Annotated in this window: 18 protein-coding genes; 4 read left to right on the forward strand and 14 right to left on the reverse strand. The window is 62.4% G+C overall.

Annotated elements, in window-relative coordinates:
- Window positions 1–20 precede the first annotated feature (20 nt).
- The 6 genes from AC07OT_RS04565 to AC07OT_RS04590 form a co-directional block, all read right to left on the reverse strand.
- Window positions 21–1,418, reverse strand: coding sequence for a sigma-54-dependent transcriptional regulator (locus tag AC07OT_RS04565; protein WP_495107577.1), 1,398 nt, complete (start codon window positions 1,416–1,418; stop codon window positions 21–23).
- Window positions 1,408–3,177 carry an ATP-binding protein gene (locus tag AC07OT_RS04570; RefSeq protein ID WP_495107578.1) on the reverse strand — a complete coding sequence of 590 codons (1,770 nt, stop codon included), beginning with the start codon at window positions 3,175–3,177 and terminating at the stop codon, window positions 1,408–1,410. Before AC07OT_RS04570 ends, AC07OT_RS04565 begins: the two co-directional genes overlap by 11 nt.
- Window positions 3,177–4,301 (reverse strand): GNAT family N-acetyltransferase, encoded by a 1,125-nt coding sequence (locus tag AC07OT_RS04575; protein ID WP_495100934.1) that lies wholly within the window; start codon window positions 4,299–4,301, stop codon window positions 3,177–3,179. The genes AC07OT_RS04570 and AC07OT_RS04575 overlap by 1 nt, the downstream gene beginning before the upstream one ends.
- Before the next feature lie 116 nt (window positions 4,302–4,417).
- Complete coding sequence (locus tag AC07OT_RS04580) at window positions 4,418–5,395, reverse strand: alpha/beta hydrolase (RefSeq protein WP_141605580.1); 978 nt, start codon at window positions 5,393–5,395, stop codon at window positions 4,418–4,420.
- A complete protein-coding gene (locus AC07OT_RS04585) occupies window positions 5,392–6,786 on the reverse strand; it encodes an aspartate aminotransferase family protein (RefSeq protein WP_065938687.1) in 1,395 nt (464 codons plus the stop codon). Before AC07OT_RS04585 ends, AC07OT_RS04580 begins: the two co-directional genes overlap by 4 nt.
- Complete coding sequence (locus AC07OT_RS04590) at window positions 6,779–7,483, reverse strand: MtnX-like HAD-IB family phosphatase (RefSeq protein WP_027604610.1); 705 nt, start codon at window positions 7,481–7,483, stop codon at window positions 6,779–6,781. The genes AC07OT_RS04585 and AC07OT_RS04590 overlap by 8 nt, the downstream gene beginning before the upstream one ends.
- Before the next feature lie 226 nt (window positions 7,484–7,709).
- Here AC07OT_RS04590 and AC07OT_RS04595 point away from each other — a divergent pair, with 226 nt between their 5' ends.
- On the forward strand, window positions 7,710–8,480 hold the full coding sequence (locus tag AC07OT_RS04595; protein WP_065938686.1) for a MipA/OmpV family protein: 771 nt from the start codon (window positions 7,710–7,712) through the stop codon (window positions 8,478–8,480).
- Between the two features lie 51 nt (window positions 8,481–8,531).
- Here AC07OT_RS04595 and AC07OT_RS04600 read toward each other — a convergent pair whose 3' ends face one another.
- The 5 genes from AC07OT_RS04600 to AC07OT_RS04620 form a co-directional block, all read right to left on the reverse strand.
- Window positions 8,532–8,936, reverse strand: coding sequence for a DMT family transporter (locus AC07OT_RS04600; RefSeq protein ID WP_027604612.1), 405 nt, complete (start codon window positions 8,934–8,936; stop codon window positions 8,532–8,534).
- Complete coding sequence (locus AC07OT_RS04605) at window positions 8,933–9,313, reverse strand: DMT family transporter (protein WP_027604613.1); 381 nt, start codon at window positions 9,311–9,313, stop codon at window positions 8,933–8,935. Before AC07OT_RS04605 ends, AC07OT_RS04600 begins: the two co-directional genes overlap by 4 nt.
- The gene (locus tag AC07OT_RS04610) at window positions 9,310–10,230 is read right to left on the reverse strand and encodes an arginase family protein (RefSeq protein WP_408012342.1); all 921 of its coding nucleotides are present in this window, start codon (window positions 10,228–10,230) and stop codon (window positions 9,310–9,312) included. Before AC07OT_RS04610 ends, AC07OT_RS04605 begins: the two co-directional genes overlap by 4 nt.
- Window positions 10,231–10,417: 187 nt before the next feature.
- On the reverse strand, window positions 10,418–11,071 hold the full coding sequence (locus AC07OT_RS04615; protein WP_495107579.1) for a DsbA family oxidoreductase: 654 nt from the start codon (window positions 11,069–11,071) through the stop codon (window positions 10,418–10,420).
- Window positions 11,072–11,126: 55 nt separating this feature from the next.
- Window positions 11,127–12,146 (reverse strand): alpha/beta fold hydrolase, encoded by a 1,020-nt coding sequence (locus AC07OT_RS04620; RefSeq protein WP_495107580.1) that lies wholly within the window; start codon window positions 12,144–12,146, stop codon window positions 11,127–11,129.
- 182 nt (window positions 12,147–12,328) lie between these two features.
- Between AC07OT_RS04620 and metR the strand changes: the two genes are divergently transcribed.
- Window positions 12,329–13,246 carry a transcriptional regulator MetR gene (gene metR / locus AC07OT_RS04625; RefSeq protein ID WP_027604617.1) on the forward strand — a complete coding sequence of 306 codons (918 nt, stop codon included), beginning with the start codon at window positions 12,329–12,331 and terminating at the stop codon, window positions 13,244–13,246.
- A 49-nt stretch (window positions 13,247–13,295) separates the two neighbouring features.
- Here metR and AC07OT_RS04630 read toward each other — a convergent pair whose 3' ends face one another.
- The 3 genes from AC07OT_RS04630 to nosR are packed head-to-tail and all read right to left on the reverse strand — an operon-like array spanning window position 13,296 to window position 15,570.
- Window positions 13,296–13,802: a GNAT family N-acetyltransferase gene (locus AC07OT_RS04630; RefSeq protein ID WP_495107581.1), complete on the reverse strand. Its 507-nt coding sequence runs from the start codon at window positions 13,800–13,802 to the stop codon at window positions 13,296–13,298.
- Window positions 13,803–13,807: 5 nt separating this feature from the next.
- The gene (locus tag AC07OT_RS04635; protein WP_092487404.1) at window positions 13,808–14,221 is read right to left on the reverse strand and encodes an NUDIX hydrolase; all 414 of its coding nucleotides are present in this window, start codon (window positions 14,219–14,221) and stop codon (window positions 13,808–13,810) included.
- A 32-nt stretch (window positions 14,222–14,253) separates the two neighbouring features.
- Window positions 14,254–15,570 carry a response regulator c-di-GMP phosphodiesterase, NosR family gene (gene nosR, locus AC07OT_RS04640; RefSeq protein WP_495107582.1) on the reverse strand — a complete coding sequence of 439 codons (1,317 nt, stop codon included), beginning with the start codon at window positions 15,568–15,570 and terminating at the stop codon, window positions 14,254–14,256.
- 219 nt (window positions 15,571–15,789) lie between these two features.
- Here nosR and AC07OT_RS04645 point away from each other — a divergent pair, with 219 nt between their 5' ends.
- Window positions 15,790–17,664 (forward strand): putative bifunctional diguanylate cyclase/phosphodiesterase, encoded by a 1,875-nt coding sequence (locus AC07OT_RS04645; protein WP_065938678.1) that lies wholly within the window; start codon window positions 15,790–15,792, stop codon window positions 17,662–17,664.
- 25 nt (window positions 17,665–17,689) lie between these two features.
- Window positions 17,690–18,658 (forward strand): cytochrome-c peroxidase, encoded by a 969-nt coding sequence (locus tag AC07OT_RS04650; RefSeq protein ID WP_141156870.1) that lies wholly within the window; start codon window positions 17,690–17,692, stop codon window positions 18,656–18,658.
- The last annotated feature ends 4 nt before the right edge of the window (window positions 18,659–18,662 follow it).

The raw sequence follows: 18,662 nt of genomic DNA on the forward strand, positions 1-18,662 counted from the left end.
ACATTTTTAATCGAGGCATGTCAGCGGACGATCTTGTCGACCTGGATGCCCAGCTTCTTCAACCGATACCAGAAGCTTCTCTCGGAAATCCCGATCTTCGCCGCTGCCGCAGCCTGCACGCCGTTGCTCTCCTGCAAGGCGGCCAGGATGTAGGCTTTCTCCACCTCCGCCAGCGCCGCATCCAGGTCATGGGGAATCCCCGGCCCGTCGCTGAGGATCGCGGTCACGCTACCTTCGCTGGGTTTGGAAGCAAACAGATAGCCCGGCAAATCAATGTCTTCGATCACAGGCGTGGCGGCCACGATGGTCGCGCGCTCCACACAGTTTTGCAGCTCACGGATATTGCCCGGCCAGTGATACGCGGCCATGGCCTGCAACGCTTCAGGGCTGAAGCCGGTAATCCGCTTGCCGGCAGTGGCGCTGAGGGTCCGGGCAAAGTGGCGGGCCAGGGGCGCGATGTCTTCCACGCGTTCACGCAGGGCCGGCAGCGGGATCGGGAACACATTGAGGCGGTAATACAGGTCTTCGCGAAATTCCTTGTTGGCCACCGCCTCCAGCAGGTTCTTGTTGGTGGCAGCGATCACCCGCACATCCACCTTGCGCTCGCGGGGGTCGCCCACCGGCTCGATCACCCGCTCCTGCAACGCCCGAAGGATCTTGGCCTGCAATGCCAGGGGCATATCGCCCACTTCATCGAGAAACAGCGTGCCCTTGTCGGCCTGCTGGAAGCGCCCGACCCGGTCAGACACGGCGCCGGTAAACGCGCCCTTGCGATGGCCGAACATTTCGCTTTCCAGCAGCCCTTCGGGGATCGCCGCGCAGTTGACCGCCACAAACGGCTTGTCGGCACGGCTGCCGTGCTTGTGGATGGCGCGGGCGACCATTTCCTTGCCGGTGCCGCTTTCGCCGGTCAGCAGGATGGTGGTGCTGCTGTCGCGCACCGAATCCACCGCCTGCAGCACCTTGCGAAACGCCGGGCTGTCGCCTACCAGGCTGTCGAACTGCGCCTGTTCATCCAGCTCGGCACGCAGGCGCGCGTTGTCGCGCATGATGTCGCGAAACTGCAGGGCCTTGGCCACGGTAATGTCCAGCTCGTCGATATCGAACGGTTTGGCAATGTAGTCGTAGGCCCCGTTGCGCATCGACTGAACGGCGTTTTTCACCGTGCTGTAGGCGGTCATCACGATCACCGGCACATGGGGGTAACGCACCTTGATCTCGGCCAGCAAGGCCGACCCGTCCATGCCCGGCATGCGCCAGTCACTGATCACCAGGTCGATGTCTTCCTGCTCCAGCACCTTGAGCGCATGCAGGCCGTTGCCCGCAATGAACACCTGCACGTTGTTCTGGCCCAGGGCCGACGCCAGCAGGTCGCAGAGCTTGGGTTCGTCGTCGACTACCAGAATGTTATGCGTCATGACTGTCCTCGTCGTCTTCGCCTGTCGCTGGAATGTACAGGCTGAAGGTGGCGCCGGCATCGTTTTCGCTGGCGCATTCGATGCTGCCGTCGTGACTTTCCATGATCGAATAGACTTTGGCCAGGCCCAGGCCCGTGCCCGAGGCCTTGGTGGTGACGAATGGCGTAAAGATACGCTCGATCATCTCCGGCGCGATGCCCTGGCCGGTGTCGGCGATGGCGATGACGGTGTTGTCGCCCACGCTGCGGATCCCCAGGGTCAGGCGCCCGCCTTCAGGCATGGCATCGATGGCGTTGAGAATCAGATTGAGGCAGGCCTGCTTGAGTTGCTTGGCGTCGGCGTAGATCGTCGCCCCCGGCGCCTGGTCGTCGATCTGCGCGTCGATGTTATGGGTGGCCAGTTCCGGCGCGCAGAAGCCCAGGATCTCCTCCACCAGCGGACGGGCCGGCTGCAGCACGCGCAACGGTGGGTTGGGTTTGGCAAAGTCGAGGAACTCGGTGATCAGGTCATTGATGCGGCTGACTTCGCTGATCACATATTCCAGGTGGCGCTTGTCGGCGTCCGGCAGGTCAACGCGGCGGTGCAACAACTGGGTGGCCGTCTTGATGATGCCCAACGGGTTACGGATCTCATGGGCCAGGCCCATGGCGACTTCACCCAGGGCATGCAGGCGATCGCGCCGGCGCAGTTGGGCTTCGAGGTGGTGCAGCTCGCCCAGGCGCTCGGTCATATGGTTGAAGGTGCTGCTCAATTGCGCCAGTTCATCGCCGCCACTGACCAGCACGCGGTGCGTGTAGTTGCCTGAGATCACCGCGCCCACGCCTTCGGACAAATCCCGCAACGGCTTGGTCAGGCGCCGTGACACCAGCACCCCCGCCGCCAGGGACAGCGCCGAGCTGAGCAGGAAAATCAGCACGAACAGATTGCTCTGGTTCACCAGCCCCACCAGGCTGGTATGGCGCAGCAGGCCGCTGAAAATCACGCCTTGGAGGTCACCGGCGTCGTTGAAAATCGGCCAGTACAACCCGCTGTAGCTGTTGGTGAACTGCTCGCTGGGCTGCTTGGTACTGCGCATCGCGGTCTCGACACTTTTCGGAATGCGCGCAGGATGGTCCACGAAGCGCTGGGTCGAAAATATCTCCGAGAACCCCTCGGGGTTGGCCAGGTACAGGCGCAGGTCGAGGGAATGCACATCGGCGACGCTGGTGAGAAAGCTGCTGTCCAGGTAGGTCGCCACCAACAGGCGGTAGTCGACGCCGTCCTGGCTGGTTTCGAAGGTCGAGACCACAATCCCGGTGCTCACCCCCGCCACTTGTACGGTCTGCAGCACCGCATTACTGGTCAGGCTGATCTGTTTGACGATGTCATCGGAGGCGGTGCTGAACACCACCTTTTGATCGCTGGTGCGGATCAGCGCCACCACGTCGATGTCGGTGGCATCGGCGATGTCTGCGGTCAGCCGGTCATGCTTGGCCGCCTGCCGGCTCGAGGGCGGGCTGGTGTAGCGCAGGAACAGCTTGGCCATGCGCGCGTTGTCGTGAAGGATGTCGCCGATCTCGTCCTTGACGATCTTGGTCGATTCCTGCAGCCAGATACGCACGTTGCTGTCGAAAATCTGCGACAGCGTGGTCGCCGCCAGCTCCGCCGCGATCATGGTGGGAATCACGCTGACCAGCCAGAACGCCAGCACCAGCTTGCGCTGGACGCTCCAGCGCGAAATGGCAAAGGGGCGGGCTTTCTGGCGGGTCTTGGTGATCATCAGGTTTCGCTTATCGCAGCAGCCATGGCAGGGTCGGAACGATCCGGTCGAATAAACAGTTTTACAAGCGCGAGCAGGCCGTTGACCAGCCGGTTGCGGTGGCGGAAAAACACACTGTTGCCCTGGAACTCGCAGCCCAGGCGCAGCTTACTGGCATAGCCGGCCTGGCCGCACTCATACACCGCAATATTGTGTTGAATACAGTAGTCGACGTTGGTCAGCCAACTGCGGAAGTACAGGTTGTAGTCACGGGTGAACGCAACGTCATGGGCGAAAAACTTGTCCACCAGCCGGTGCTCGTCCAGCAGCAGCAGGTTGAACGCCACCAACTGCTCGTCGACCCAGTAAAGAACACAGACGGCGCGATCGCCAAGACGTTCCAGCACGCCGGTGAAATAGCCGGCAGGCAGGCGTTCGAACTGCAACTCGGCGCGCGTCAGCGTGGCTTCATACAGGCGCATGATCTCGGGCAGCACGTCGTCGATATTGCCGCGCCACTCCACCCGCGGTCCAGGTGCACGCAGCTTGCGGCGCAAGTCCTTGCGGGTGGATTTGCCCAGCGAGCCGAGGTAGGCGTCCACCGAGCCGTATGGCAGCGGCAACACCCCGGTGGGCAAGCCCGGCATGCTTTGAAAACCCGCCACCCGGCAACTGTCGAGCCAATGGGGATCCTGGCTGGGTGCATCCTTGACCGCCAGCAGGCCGATACCGAAGTCATCGGCATCCTGGCGCGCGGCTTCCAGCAAGTGTTTGAGCAACAACGGACGACGCGACTCGGGTACGCCACTGGCCACCCCGGCGTCGCAACGCTCGGCCACCGGGGAGCCAATGGCATACAAGCCCAATTGCAAAACACCCGGCCACAGCCGCTCCACACGTTCGGCCAAACGCTTGCCGGCGCCCGACACCGTGGTGTCGAGGCGATAATGGGTGATGAAGGCGGCGGCCACGGCCACCAGCGTTCCATCGTCGTAAACCGCCAGGTAGCGCCATTGGAAATCATCGATAGCGGCGTTTTCCACGGCGACGTAATAATCCCAGTCTTCCAGGGCACCGGGAAAACAGTCGTTCCAGGCGCTACGCTGGAGGGCCCGGATGGACGGGAAGGCTTGGGTGGTGATCACATCGTTTCCCTTGTTATGGCTGGCGAGCGACATCTTGTGGTGAGCGGGCTTGTTGTGGTGAGCGGGCTTGCCCCGCGCTGGGCTGCGAAGCAGCCCCAAACCCAGGCACCTCAGTTCTAACTGGACGCATGCAGTGTCAGTGATGGGGCGGCTTCGCCGCCCGGCGCGGGGCAAGCCCGCTCACCACAACAAGCCCGCTCACCACAACAGCAAGCCAGCTCAACACAACAAGCACGCTCGCCACCCAGTAAGCCGGCGTCCACAAACGCAGTGTGCCGTTCGACAAAGTCGGCACTCAACTCGATGACCCGGCGGTATTGCAGGTCGACGGTGATCATGTGGTAGCAGTTGTCCAGCAGGATCTTGGTCACCGGGCCGCCCAGGTGACGCTCCACGTAATCGGCGTTCCAGCGGCTGGTGATGTCGTCCTCGAGGGAGTGCAGCACCAGGGCCGGCACCTTGACCTTGGGCATGCGTTTCCTGACCACGGCGTTCATGCGGTGCAACTCGCGCACCGTGATGCCTTCCATGGTCAGCAAACCGGCTTCGCTGCTCTGCCCTTCCTTCATCTGCCGCTCGACGATTGCCCGCAGACGTTCGTTCTTGATGCCGTAGGGCGGCTTCTCTTCGAAGCGGCAGATGTGCACGCCGAACGGAATTTTCATCAGCAACGGCGTGAGGAACGCCAACTTGTTGATGCTCCAGCCGTCGTACTTGAGGGTGGTGGAATACATCAACAGCCCGGCAACTTGCCCAGGGTGCTCGGCGGCCACGTACATCGACATCACCGCGCCCATGGACAAGCCACCGACAAACACCTGTTCATGACGTTGCCTGACCTGTACGAAGGTCTTGCGCACGCCTTCGTACCAGTCCAGCCAGCCGGTGGCCTGCAGGTCGCTGTTGTCACCACAGTGCCCGGCCAGGGTGGGCACGTACACCGTGCAGTTACCCGCCTTGGCCAGGCCCTTGGCGACCTGGCGCAATTCCGTCGGGGTGCCGGTCAGGCCGTGGATCAACAGGATCCCGACCGGACCTTCACCGAGAACGAAACCGGCGCTGCCTTCACCGAGGTCGATCCCGGCGGCGCTCACCGTTGGGTCGCCCGTACCAGCAGTTGCTCGAGCAGCTTCAGGCCCAGTTCGATTTCCGGGTAGCTGATTTCCAGGGACGGTGCCAGGGTGATCACGTTTTTGTAGTAGCCGCCCACGTCGAGGATCAGGCCGAGTTTGCGGCCATCGACGACCATGTCGCCTTTCATGCCTTCTTCGACCATGTAGTCCAGGGTCGCCTTGTCCGGCGTGAAGCCGTCCGGGCCGCAGATTTCGCAGCGCAGGGCCAGGCCCAGGCCATCGACGTCGCCGATGATCGGGAAACGTTTCTGCAGGTCCTGCAGGCCTTCGAGGAAGAATTTGCCCTTGGCCATGACCATCGCGCCGTAGTCGACTTCGTTGGTCATCTTGAACATTTCCAGGCCCACCGCCGTGCCCAATGGGTTGGAGGCGAACGTGGAGTGGGTCGAACCTGGCGGGAAGATCTTCGGGTTGATCAACTCTTCACGGGCCCAGATGCCGCCCAGTGGGTTGAGGCCGTTGGTCAGCGCCTTGCCGAAGACGATCACGTCCGGCTGGACGTCGAAGTGCTCGATGGACCAGAGTTTGCCGGTGCGGTAGAAGCCCATCTGGATTTCGTCGGACACCATCAGGATGCCGTGCTGGTCCAGTACCTGCTTGAGTTCGCGATAGAAGTTCATCGGCGGGATCACGTAGCCGCCGGTGCCCTGGATCGGCTCGACGTAGAACGCGGCGTATTCACTCTGGCCGACTTTCGGGTCCCACACGCCGTTGTATTCGGTCTCGAACAGGCGTGCGAATTGCTGCACGCAGTGGCTGCCGTACTCTTCCTTGGTCATGCCCTTGGGACCGCGGAAGTGGTACGGGAACGGGATGAACTGCGCACGCTCGCCGAAGTGGCCGTAGCGGCGACGGTAGCGGTAGCTGGAGGTGATCGACGAGGCGCCGAGGGTCCGGCCGTGATAGCCGCCTTCGAAGGCGAACATCAGGCTTTTGCCGTTGGTGGCGTTACGCACCACTTTCAGGGAATCTTCGATCGACTGCGAGCCGCCGACGTTGAAGTGCACGCGACCGTCGAGGCCGAATTTCTTCTTGGCGTCCACCGCGATCATTTCCGACAGCTCGATCTTGCCTTTGTGCAGGTACTGGCTGGCGATTTGCGGCAGGGTGTCGATCTGCTGTTTCAGCGCGTTGTTCAGGCGCGGGTTGGCGTAGCCGAAGTTGACGGCCGAGTACCACATTTGCAGGTCAAGGTAGGCCTGGTCTTCGGTGTCCCACACGTAGGAGCCTTCGCAACGGCTGAAAATACGCGGTGGCTCGATGTAGTGAACGGTGTCGCCGTAGGAACAATACTTGGCTTCTTTATCCAGAAGGATCTGGTCTTCGGCGGTGGCGATGCGGATATCAGACATGGTGGAAGAGTTCCTGATTGTCAGAAGAGGTGTTGAAGGTGGTGGCGTTGGCGGCGATGCCCTGAGGCAGGCGGGCCAGCAACGCAGGCACTTCGGCGAAGGTGTCGAAGCGCGCGTGAGGGATGTTGTTGGCCGCGCAGTACTGGGCGAGGCTGCCTTTGGCGAACACGAAGTCGGCGGTGGAGGCCACGCACATGTCCGACTTGCCGTCGCCGATCACCAGCACGCGCTTGTTGCGCGGGGTAGATTTGCACTTGCAGTTGCCGGACGCCGCACGGCACGCATCGCTGGCATACGGGAAGTCGATGCGCCAGCTGTTCTGGTCGACCTGGCGCAGGCGGTTGGCGAGGATCGGCAGCAACGTCACGTAGTTGCGCGACAGGATCCGCGCAATACCCTGTTCGATGCCGTCGCTGACCACTTCGAGGGAAGCGCCCAGGCCGAGCACGTGATCGACGAAGTCGGGGAAATCCGGGTCGATCTCGACACTGTCGAAATACGCCAGCAGTTCACTTGGGGTGGCCTTGATCAGCGCCAGTTGACGGCTCAGGCATTCGCGGGAACCGATATGCCCATCCAGCCATTCCTGTTCGATGGTTTCCCACTCGGGGCCGGCGAAGCGTTGGAGGACGTTGTCGATGACATCGGTGGGGGTAATGGTCCCGTCGAAGTCACACACGATATGCCAGTGGATCATCTGCGTTTACCTTGAGGAGCGCGCTGTGTGCGCTTGCCCAAGGGGTAGAGCAGGGAGTGTGCCAACTGGCTGAAGCCCAGCCGGGCTGGGGGTTCTGGCGTTAGCGGTGGAGATATGTGTCGTGCAAGCTACAATTTTTGTAGCTCGCTACAAACAAGATGAGTGCTTGCGCAAGGGATGCCCTTCGCGCGTTCATGCGCGCATGTCCACATAAGGAACCTGCTCCATGCTCAAACTCACTTGCGCTGTATTCGCCGGTTTACTGGGGCTGTGGGGCATTGCCGGCACCGCCCTGGCAGCCCCGGTCACCGGTGAAGTCGGCGCGGGCCTCAGTTATCAACCCCACGACCCCACCGGCAGCCGCTACGAAACCCGCCCCGTGCCCTACCTGGACCTGGACTGGGGCCCTGTCAGCCTGAGCACCGATGACGGCCTGACCTGGAGCGCCCTGAACACCAACGGTTTTACCGCCGGCCCCTATATCAACTACCTGCAGGGGCGTACCTCCAACGGCGAGCTGCAAGGCCTGCGCAATGTGTCGGACATGGCGGAAGTGGGCGGTTTCATCCAATACGCGCCGGCCGACTTCTGGCGCGTGTACGCCCGGATGGGCCAGGCCGTGGGCGGCGGGCATTCGCAGAGCGGCGCGCTGGGCAAGGTCGGCGGCGAGCTGGGCTACCCACTGGGTGGTGGGGTTATCGGCAGCAGCGGCCTGGCGGCGAATTTCGCCGATGCGCGCCAGACTCAGACCTATTTCGGGGTAGACGCCAATGAATCCGCGGCCTCCGGCATTCGCCCCTACAACGCCAGCGGCGGATTCCAGAACCTCACGCTGACCCAAAGCTTCGAGTTCCCCCTGGCCTCCCACTGGTCGCTGCTGACCAGCGCCAGCTGGATCCACCTGGTGGGCTCGGCGGCCAACAGCAGCATCGTCAAGGAGACGGGCGACGTGAACCAGGGCCAGGTGCAGACGGCGATCAGCTACACGTTCGATTGATCACTTCGGACAACATGTGGGAGCAAGCCCCCTCCCACATGAATCCGTGTTTCAGTTTTCCTCGCCTTCGGCCAGCAGTGCTATACCGCCGATGATCACTGCCACCCCCACCCAATGCAGCGGGCTGATGTGCTCCCCCAGCCCCAGCCACGAACCCAGCAACACCACCACAAACACCAGCGAACTCAACGGAAACGCCAGGGACAGGCTGCTGCGCCGCAGGATCAGCATCCACACGAAAAACGCGCCGATGTAGCAGGCGATCGCCGCCAGGATCCCCGGGTTGCGCGCCACCTCGGACAACCACTGCCAGTTGAAATCCATCTGCCCCAGCTGGTCCCCTGCAACCTTGGTAAACAGCTGCCCGGCACTCTCGGTGCAGATCAGCAAGGCCCACAGCACCACCGTGCCGAGGCGCCCATGCAACCAACCGGTATGCATCGTTTGCGTACTCATGCCTGACTCCCAGCAATCGCTACCAGCATCACACCCAAGGTAATCACCAGCGTGCCCAGCCAACGACGGCGGCTGACGGTTTCGCCCAGTACCACCTTGCCGGCCAGCACCACCCCGCAATAAGCCAGGGCCGCCGCCGGGAATAACAGGCTCAACGGCGCACGGGACAGCGCTTCGAGCCACACGAAAAACTCGATCACATAGGCCGCGATCCCCGCCCACAGCAACGGCGCATTGAACACCTGGCCCCAGAACGCATTCAGGCGAAAACCGCCCTCCAACTCCGGCAAACGGTCCAGGCCGAGCTTGAAACACAGTTGACCGATCACATCGAGCACGATGGAAAAGGCCACCAGCAACACCACAGTCAAGGTCACGGGAACAGCTCCTCAAACAGGTCGATCAGGGCTTCATTGGTGGCGGCGTTGCGCTGCAGATCCTCCGGGCTCCAGCGCTCCGCGGGCGGCTGGTCGGACTTGGCTTCCCAACGCTTGAACGCGTTGCTGAACGCCGGCGTGGCGAACTCGCCGCACACGTCGATGCCGATGATGCGCTTGCGCGCCGCCAATGCGCGCAGGGCTTGCAGCAGGTGGGTCAGGCGCATGCCGCCCTGGTCCCAGTTGGTGGCGGCGTCTTCACTGGCAAGCACGTCTTTGTCGATGGTGATCCAGATCGCTTCGGTGGGCAGGCTGCCGATCATCTGCTCGAGAAACGCAGCCCAGTCCAGCTCCGCCAGGTTGCGCCAGTGCAGGTGGTTTTCCTGCTGCTGGTGGCCGGCGCCATCGCCGACCCGACCCCAGACTTTCGACGGTGGGTGCTGCCAGGGGAACAATTGCAGGCGCCCGCGCTTGAGGGCTCCGAGGTTGCCACCACGCAGTTGCGGGTTATGCAGGTCATCGCTGCATGGGCCGAGGGTGACGATGCGTTTGATCGCCGGCATGTTCAGTGCGCGGTTGACCCACGAGCCACAGTGGCGCCTGGGCGCAAAGCGCACCCAGTCGGGGTGGTTGTCGAAGTGGATCAGGCTGATGGGTTCTTTCAGGTCGGCCAGAAATGCCGGCGTCAGGTGGTGATAATCGCCGGAGCCGACGAACAGGATCTCCGGGCGCGCGTCCGTGGGCCGAGGCCGCCGGGCCAGGCGTTCGGCAAAGCGCTTCCAGGTTTTTTCGGTGGACCACAGGCGCAGCTTCGGGCCCAGGTCCAGCAGGTCGATACGCGTGGCACGGCCACTGGCCAGGCGCCGGGCAATCGGTGCCTGACCGGTGAGGCTGTGGTCGAGGTCGAGAATGTTCAAGGTCATGTTTCCCCTATGGCTTTAGGGGGGCAATGCAAGGGGCGGGCCAGCGCTTACCTCAAGGACAGTGAGAAACAAATGTGGGAGGGGGCTTGCTCCCGATAGCAGAGTGTCAGTCAACAAAGATGTTGAATGTGCACCGCTCTGGGGGGCAAGCCCCCTCCCACATTTGGATCAGTGTTCGATTTTAGTTTTTAGCTTCGTTGATGATCTGGCGAATCGCCCCCACAAAGGCTTCCGCCGGCTGGCCACCGCTGACGGCGTACTGGTCGTTGAACACGATGGTCGGCACCGAGCTCACCCCACGGGATATCCACAACTGCTCTTGCTCACGGACTTCGGCGGCGTATTCATCGCTGGCGAGAATCTCGGCGGCGCGCTTTATACCCAGGCCGACGCTTTCGGCGATGATCGCCAGGGTGGCGTGATCGGAAGGGTCCTGGCCGTCGCTGAAATAAGCCTTGAACAACGCTTCCTTGAGGTTGTACTGCAAGCCCTCGAGCCCGGCCCAATGCAGCAGGCGGTGTGCGTCGAAGGTGTTGTAGATACGGCTCTGGCCGTCGGTGCGGAAGGCAAAGCCCAGCTCGGCGCCCATGTCGCGGATACGCGCACGGTTGGCCTGGGACTCTTCGGCGCTGGAGCCGTATTTCTCGGTGATGTGTTCGACGATATTTTGCCCTTCGGCGGGCATGTTCGGGTTCAGTTCGAACGGCTGGAAATGGATCTCGGCCTGCACCTCGGTGCCAAGCTGGTCGAGGGCTTCGGTCAGGCCGCGCAGACCGATGATGCACCAGGGGCAGGACACGTCGCTGACGAAATCGATTTTCAGGGGAGTACTCATGACAGGCAACCTCGCAGGCTTCAATACGCCGTAAAGGGTGCACGATACACCAATGTCACAGCAGCTTCGAAGGCCCGACCGGATCGATCTGCGCCCAATGGGCGGCATCTTCACGATGAGCCTGCAGGTACGGCAGCACCGCCGTCAGCAGCGGCGCCTTGAACGCTTCCTGGAAACGATGGGCCATGCCTGGAATCAACTTCAACTGGCTGCCCTGGATATGCGCCGCCAGGTGCACGCCGTGCATCACCGGCAGCAAGGGGTCGGCGGTGCCGTGGACCACCAGTGTCGGCACGCGCAGCTGGTTGAGCAACGGCACACGGCTGGGTTCGGCGAGGATCGCCATGATCTGGCGCTTCACGCCGTCCGGGTTGAAGGCGCGGTCATAGGACAGCGCCGCCTGGTGCAGCAACACCTGGCGATCGTCCTTCACCGTCGGGCTGCCCAGCGCCGCGAGCAAGTCGGCCTGCTGCTCCAGCGCCACTTCGCGATTCGGCGCACTGCGTCGCGACAATAACTGCACCAGCGCCGCATTCGGGGCTGGCAAGCCTTCGGCGCCGGAGCTGGTCATGACCAGGGTCAGGCTTTCCACGCGCTGGGGCGCCATAGCCGCCAGGTGCTGGGCGATCATGCCACCCATGCTTGCGCCCAGTACGTGGAACTGCTGGATCTGCAAGGCGTCCATCAGGCCCAGGGCGTCATCGGCCATATCCGTCAGCGTGTACGGCGCCGATACCGGCAGGCCGAGCTTGTAGCGCAGCACTTCAAAGGTCAGGTTGGCGCTCGCCGGCGCCTGGCGCCAGGTGGAGAGGCCGACATCGCGGTTGTCGTAGCGGATCACCCGGAAACCCTGCTGGCACAGGGCAACGACGACTTCGTCGGGCCAGTGGATCAGTTGCCCGCCCAGGCCCATCACCAGCAGCAAGGCCGGGTCGGACGCACGGCCGATACTCTGGTAGGCGATGCTCACCTGGGCCAGGTCGACCGTTTGGGTCGGGACATTGACATCACATCGAGACGCCGCAAAAGACGGCAGGCCGAACAGTAGAGCGGCCAGTAAAAGCAACACGCGCATGAAAAACACCGAAACGCAGAACCCCAGTAGAGCGCGAGTCTGATGAAGTTTGTTCAAGGGCGCTGCCACAGTTCCATGACAGTTTGATGAAGAGTGCCCGGCGGTCATGGTCGACACGGCTTGCAACATGAGACAAACTCACGCTATCCCGCTTCGTCACAAATTGTCTTCATGGAGAGCCCGTGCTCGAGATCCGTCACCTCAAGACCCTGCACGCCCTGCGCGAAGCCGACAGCCTGGTGGAGGCCGCCGAGCGCCTGCACCTGACGCAATCGGCGCTGTCCCACCAGTTCAAGGAGCTGGAAGAACGCCTGGGCATGCCGCTGTTCGTGCGCAAGACCAAACCCGTGCGCTTCACCAGCGCCGGCCTGCGCCTGCTGCAACTGGCCGACGCCACCCTGCCCCTGCTGCGCGGTGCCGAGCGCGATATCGCGCGCCTGGCCGGTGGCACTGCCGGGCGCCTGCACATGGCGATCGAGTGCCACAGTTGTTTCCAGTGGCTGATGCCGACCATCGACCAGTTCCGCGATGCCTGGCCGGAAGTCGAGCTGGACCTGGCCTCGGGCTTTGCGTTCGCGCCGCTGCCGGCCCTGGCCCGTGGCGACCTGGACCTGGTGGTGACCTCCGACCCGCTGGAGCTGCCGGGCATCACCTATGTGCCGCTGTTCACCTACGAAGCCATGCTCGCCGTGGCCAACCAGCACGCGCTGGCGAACAAGGCGTACATCGTGCCCGAAGACCTGCTGAGCGAAACCCTGATCACCTACCCGGTGGAGCGTGACCGCCTGGACATCTTTACCCGCTTCTTGGAACCGGCCGACGTGGAACCGGCCCAGGTGCGCACCTCGGAACTGACGGTGATGATGATGCAACTGGTCGCCAGCGGCCGCGGCGTGTGCGGCATGCCCCATTGGGCCCTGCATGAGTACAGCTCGCGCGGCTACGTGAAGGCCAAGCGCCTGGGTGAGAAAGGCTTGTTTGCGACGCTGTATGCGGGGATTCGTGCGGATATGCTGGATGCGCCGTATATGCGCGATTTTTTGCTGACGGCCAAGGACACGTCGTTTTCAACGCTGGATGGCGTGAGCGCGGTGCGCTGAAACAACACCGTTCCAAATGTGGGGTGCTTGCCGCCTCCCACATTGGCTCTCAGTCAGCGTTGAGTTCGCGCCACATGTGGATTTTGTCGAAGTAGTCCACCCCCACCCGCACCGCCAGCGGTTCCAGGCCGTACTGGATAAACCCGCAGCGGCGGTACAGCGCAAACGCCGCGTCGTTGCCGGCGGTGACGGTCAGTTGGATCACTTTCAGGCGCGGATGTTGGCGTGCCTCATCCAGCGCGGCCTCGACCAATCGCCGGCCCAGGCCTTTGTGCTGGTGCGCCTGGGTTACGTACATGCCGAACAGGGTTACTTTGTGCCGCGCCTTCTCCCGAGGCTCGAAGGCCAGGCCGACGATGCCGGCCAGCTCATCCCCGGCGTACGCGCCGAGCAAACGATCCAGCGGACTCTCCAGGCGCTTTTCCCACCAGCTCAACGGCATCGCCCCACGCTCGGCCACACTGGAAGTGAACGCCTGGGGATAGGCGCCGTAAGCTTCCAGCATCAACGCCCGATAAGCCTCGGCATCGTTGGCCCCCAGCGCACGCACGCTCATTCGCGTCAGGCCGGCGTGGTCAGTGAAGCGCGGTAAAACGGCAGGATCAGGTCACGGGTCAAGGGCGCCAGCACCAGGCCGCCATCACCGGCCGGGTCGATCCAGCGCACCTCTTCGATTTCAGCGGCAGGGCTGACCGGAACATCGATCTGCACCTGGAACAATTCAGCGTCCACGGTAAACCCCGGTTCGTTGGCTGCGGGGGCCGAGAAGTGACCCAGGTAGACCGCGTCGCCGGGCTCGATGCGCAGGTTCAGCTCTTCGTACAGCTCGCGGGCCAGGGCCTCGGCGGGCTGCTCACCGGCGTCGATCTTGCCACCGGGTTGCATAAAGGCCTGGGTGCCGCGCTTGCGCACCAGCAAGGTGTGGCCGTCGCTGCCGATCAGCAGGGCAGCGGCGATACGGATAGTGCTAGGCATGAACTGAAAACCTTGAACTCAAACAATGAAAATTAATGGAGCACCCCTTCGCTCTCGTCCGGCTCCTTGATGAACACGCTGTACTTGGCGCCTTCCATCGCCTCGAACGCAATCAGCTTGTCCACCAGCGGCAGGTTCAGCACCTTGCCGGCATTAAGGAGCAACATGCCGTTATCGGCGTTGAGGTTACGCGCCAGGACCATACCGTCTTCCAGCTCACGGGTGGTGAGCACCTTGACCGTGGGATCGCCCAGGGTCACATCACTGAGAAACGCAGCGCACGCCAGGATGAAGTCCTCGACCAGGTCCGGATCGTAGAGGCGCCCGGCATACTTGCGGATATACAACAGCGCTTCATCGCTGTTCAGGTGCCGCTCAAGGATCAGGCCTTTCTGCAACTCGATGAAGTCCACCGCCAGTTTCAGCAGGCGTGAACCGAACGGAATCGCATCGCCCTTGAGGTGGTCGGGAAAACCACTGCCGTCCCAGCGTTCCTGGTGATGACGTATGATCCGCGCCGCATCCTTCATCGGCTCCAGGGTCATCAGCAGCGATTCGCTCTGGGCCGGATAGCCACGGTAGCGCTCGCGATCGGTGCTGTGCAGCTTGTCGGCCGGCTCGATCAACATGCTGTCGCTCCAGCTCAGCTTGCCGATGTTGTACAGCGCGGCGGCCATGGCCATGTCGCGGGCGCTGGCTTCGTCTATGGACTGGGCGGTGCAGTACACCCGCACCAGTTCGATCAGTGCACGGTTGGTCTGTTTGTTCTTGGGCAGGCGCAGGTTGGCCAGCAAGGAAAACACTTCGGTGCCGGTCACGTAGCTGCGCTTGAGCTCGTCGTAGGCCAGGTCGAGCATGTCGGCGGTCTGTTGCAACTCACTGGTGCGTGCTGCCACGCGCTTTTCCAGGGTCGCGTTCAACAGCTTGAGCTGGTCGTTCTGCTGATGGGCCAGGCGTTCCAGCCGCTGAAATTCCAGGGCCTGCTGCAGGATCAGCTTCAGTTCGTCGTCGTTCCAGGGTTTGCCGATATAGCGGTGGATCGCCCCTTCGTTGATCGCCTTGATGATCGTCGGCAGGTCGGCGTAGCCGGTGAGCAGGATGCGACTGGTGGCGGGATAAAGGCGATGAACCTCAGCCAGCAATTGCGCGCCGTCCATGCCGGGCATGCGCGCATCGCTCATCACCAGGTCGATGGGCTGGGCGGCCATGATCGCCAGGGCCTCGGCGCCGCTGCCCGCGAGCACGACATCGAAGGGTTGGCCGCGCAACAGGCGACGCAAGCTGTTGAGAATCGACTCTTCATCGTCGACCAGCAAAATAGTGGATTTCGTCGCAAGTTGTTCATCCATGCCTGCTGCGCCTTCACATTGAACTGAATTGAGCTGATTTGAACCCGTGTGCCAAGCCGTCTTCCCTCGCTTAAGGCGCGGGGTTGATTTGACGCCAACTGGCCGCCGAATTCAAGGGACCTCGACTACACTGTCACGGCAGGCCTGCGCCCCGCTCAGCCACGGAACCAAGGAAGGAATGGTTATGCCGTCGAACCGTTTGCAGATAAGGCGCGCACTATGAACCCGAACCCTGAGCGGGCCAACCGTCGCATCCTGATCGTCGATGATGTCACGTCCATCCACCTGGACTTTCGCAAGATCCTGTGCGCCGACGCCGACGCCGAGCCCTCCCTGGATACCCTTGAGCAGACCCTGTTCGGCACCACCACCGTCGCTCGCCAGGCGTTTATCCTCGATTCCGCCTACCAGGGCCAGGAAGCCTTGGATCTGGTGAACCGGGCCCTGGCAACCAACACCCCCTACGCCATGGCGTTCATCGATATGCGCATGCCGCCCGGCTGGGACGGCCTGCAAACCATCGAGCAGTTATGGAACGTCGATCCCAACCTGCAGATCGCCCTGTGCACCGCCTATTCCGACTATTCCTTTGAAGCGATCGAGGCGCGATTGAAGTACAACGACCAGTTGCTGATCCTGAAGAAGCCCTTCGACCACCTGGAAATCCGCCAGATGGCCAGCGCCCTGACCTGGAAATGGCAGCTCGCCCAGGATGCCGCCCTCAAGGTGATCGGGCTCGAACGCACGATTGAGGAACGCGTGCAAGAGTTGCTGAAAGTCTCCCACCTGCTGCAATACGACGCGCTCACGGAGCTGCCCAACAGCACGCTGCTGGGCGACCGCCTGACCCAGGCCATTGCCCTGGGCCGGCGCCATGACACTCAACTGGCGGTGATGTTTATCGGGCTCGACCGCTTCAAGCGCATCAACAACGCCCTGGGTTATCCGGTGGGGGATGAGGTGCTCCAGCAGGTCAGCCAAAGCCTGGTGGCGGCCGTCCGTGAGTCGGACTCGGTGTTTCGCTATGGTTCGGACGAGTTCGTGATCCTGCTCAATGATGTCCAGCATCCCCAGCAAACCCAGCACATCGCCCAGAAGGTGCTCCAGGCCATCAGCGTTACCCGGCATGTCGCGGGGCACGACCTGAGCGTCACCGCCAGCCTCGGCATCAGCATCTACCCGAACGACAGCAGCACTGCGGTGGAACTGATCAAGCACGCCGAAACCGCCATGCACACCACCAAGGAGCGTGGCCCGGACGATCTGAGTTTCTACACCGAAGACATGAACCTGCGCGCCCGGCACCAGCAGAACCTGGAAAGCGCGATCCGCCAGGCCCTGGAACACGATGAGTTTGCGCTGCACTACCAGCCCAAGCTGGACCTGAAAACCGGGCGGATCCTCGGCGCAGAGGCTCTGATCCGCTGGTTTCAACCGCGCTCGGGCTGGGTCCACCCGGCCGACTTCATTCCGGTGGCCGAAGACAGCGGGCTGATCGTGCCCTTGACCCAATGGGTGCTGCGCCACGCCTGCGAACAGGCACAGGCCTGGCGCGCCATGGGCCTGGCGCCGCTGCGCATCTCGGTGAACATCTCGGCCATCGACTTCCGCCAGCGGGAGTTTGTCGACAACCTGGCCGCGATCCTCAAGCAGACCGGCCTGCCGCCCAACCAGCTGGAGCTGGAAATCACCGAAAGCGTGCTGATGCAGAATGTCGACGATACGGTCGATATCCTCAACCGGATCAAGGCCATGGGCGTGCGCCTGGCCCTGGATGATTTCGGCACCGGCTACTCCAGCCTCAGCTACCTGCGACGCTTTCCCATCGATGTGCTGAAGATCGACCAATCATTCGTGCGCGGGCTGCACGAAAATAGCCAGGACGCGCAGCTGATCAGCGCTATCATCGGGATGGGCAAGAGTCTGGAACTGAACATCATCGCCGAAGGGGTGGAGACCGTCGAACAGCTGGACTTCCTGAGAGCCCAGCACTGTGAAGAAGGCCAGGGCTTTCTGTTCAGCAAGGCCGTGCCTGCGAAGGATTTCGCCCAGTTGCTGCAGGTGGGCAGCCCCACACTGATGCCCGACCAATAGCCCTATGCCTGCAAGGAGTGCTCGCTTGAGCGACGTTTCAACCTACCGTTTCGGTTCCATCCTCGCGTTGGGGCTGTGCCTGGGGACGACCGTGACGGCCGCGCCGCTGGACGAAGCGCTCAAGCCCCTGCCGCCGGCGCCGCACCTGGATGCGGCCAAGGTCGAGCTGGGCCGCCAGCTGTTCAATGAGCCGCGCCTGTCAGTGAACAACACGCTGTCTTGCGCCAGTTGCCATCACCTCGAATCCGGGGGCGCCGACACCCGGCCCTTCTCCCTGGGTTTCGACGGCAAGCCCGTGGAGATCAATACGCCGTCGGTCTTCAACGCCAGCCTGAACTTCAAACAGTTCTGGAATGGCCGCGTGGACACCCTGGAAGCGCAGGTCGAGCAAGTGGTCATCAGCCCGGTGGAAATGGGCAGCGACTGGAACACCGTGGTACAGAACCTGACCGCCCTGCCCGCCTACCAGGCAGCGTTCAAACAGGCCTACCCCGATGGCGTCACCGCCGCCAATGTGCAAAACGCCCTGGCCACCTATGAACGCACGCTGCTGACGCCCAACTCACGGTTTGACCAGTACCTGCTGGGCAACACGGACATCCTCACGATCCAGGAAAAGTACGGCTACCAGCGCTTCAAGGATTACGGTTGCATCGCCTGTCACCAGGGCATCAACATCGGCGGCAACATGTTCCAGAAATTCGGCGTGATGGGCGACTACTTCAAGGTGCGCGGCAACCCCGTCGAGTCGGACCTGGGGCGCTACCTGCTGACCAAGGATGAGGAAGACCGGCACGTGTTCAAGGTCCCCAGCCTGCGTAACGTCGCGGTCACGGCCCCGTATTTTCACGATGCCTCGGCCAAGACCCTGGAAGAAGCCGTCGACGTCATGTTCAAGTTCCAACTGGGGCGCAACCCTTCGCAGGAGGATAAAGACCTGATCATCCAGTTTCTCAAGACCCTGACCGGCGAATGGAAAGGCAAGCCTTTATGAGCAG

Source organism: Pseudomonas sp. GW821-FHT09C10 (assembly GCF_059418085.1).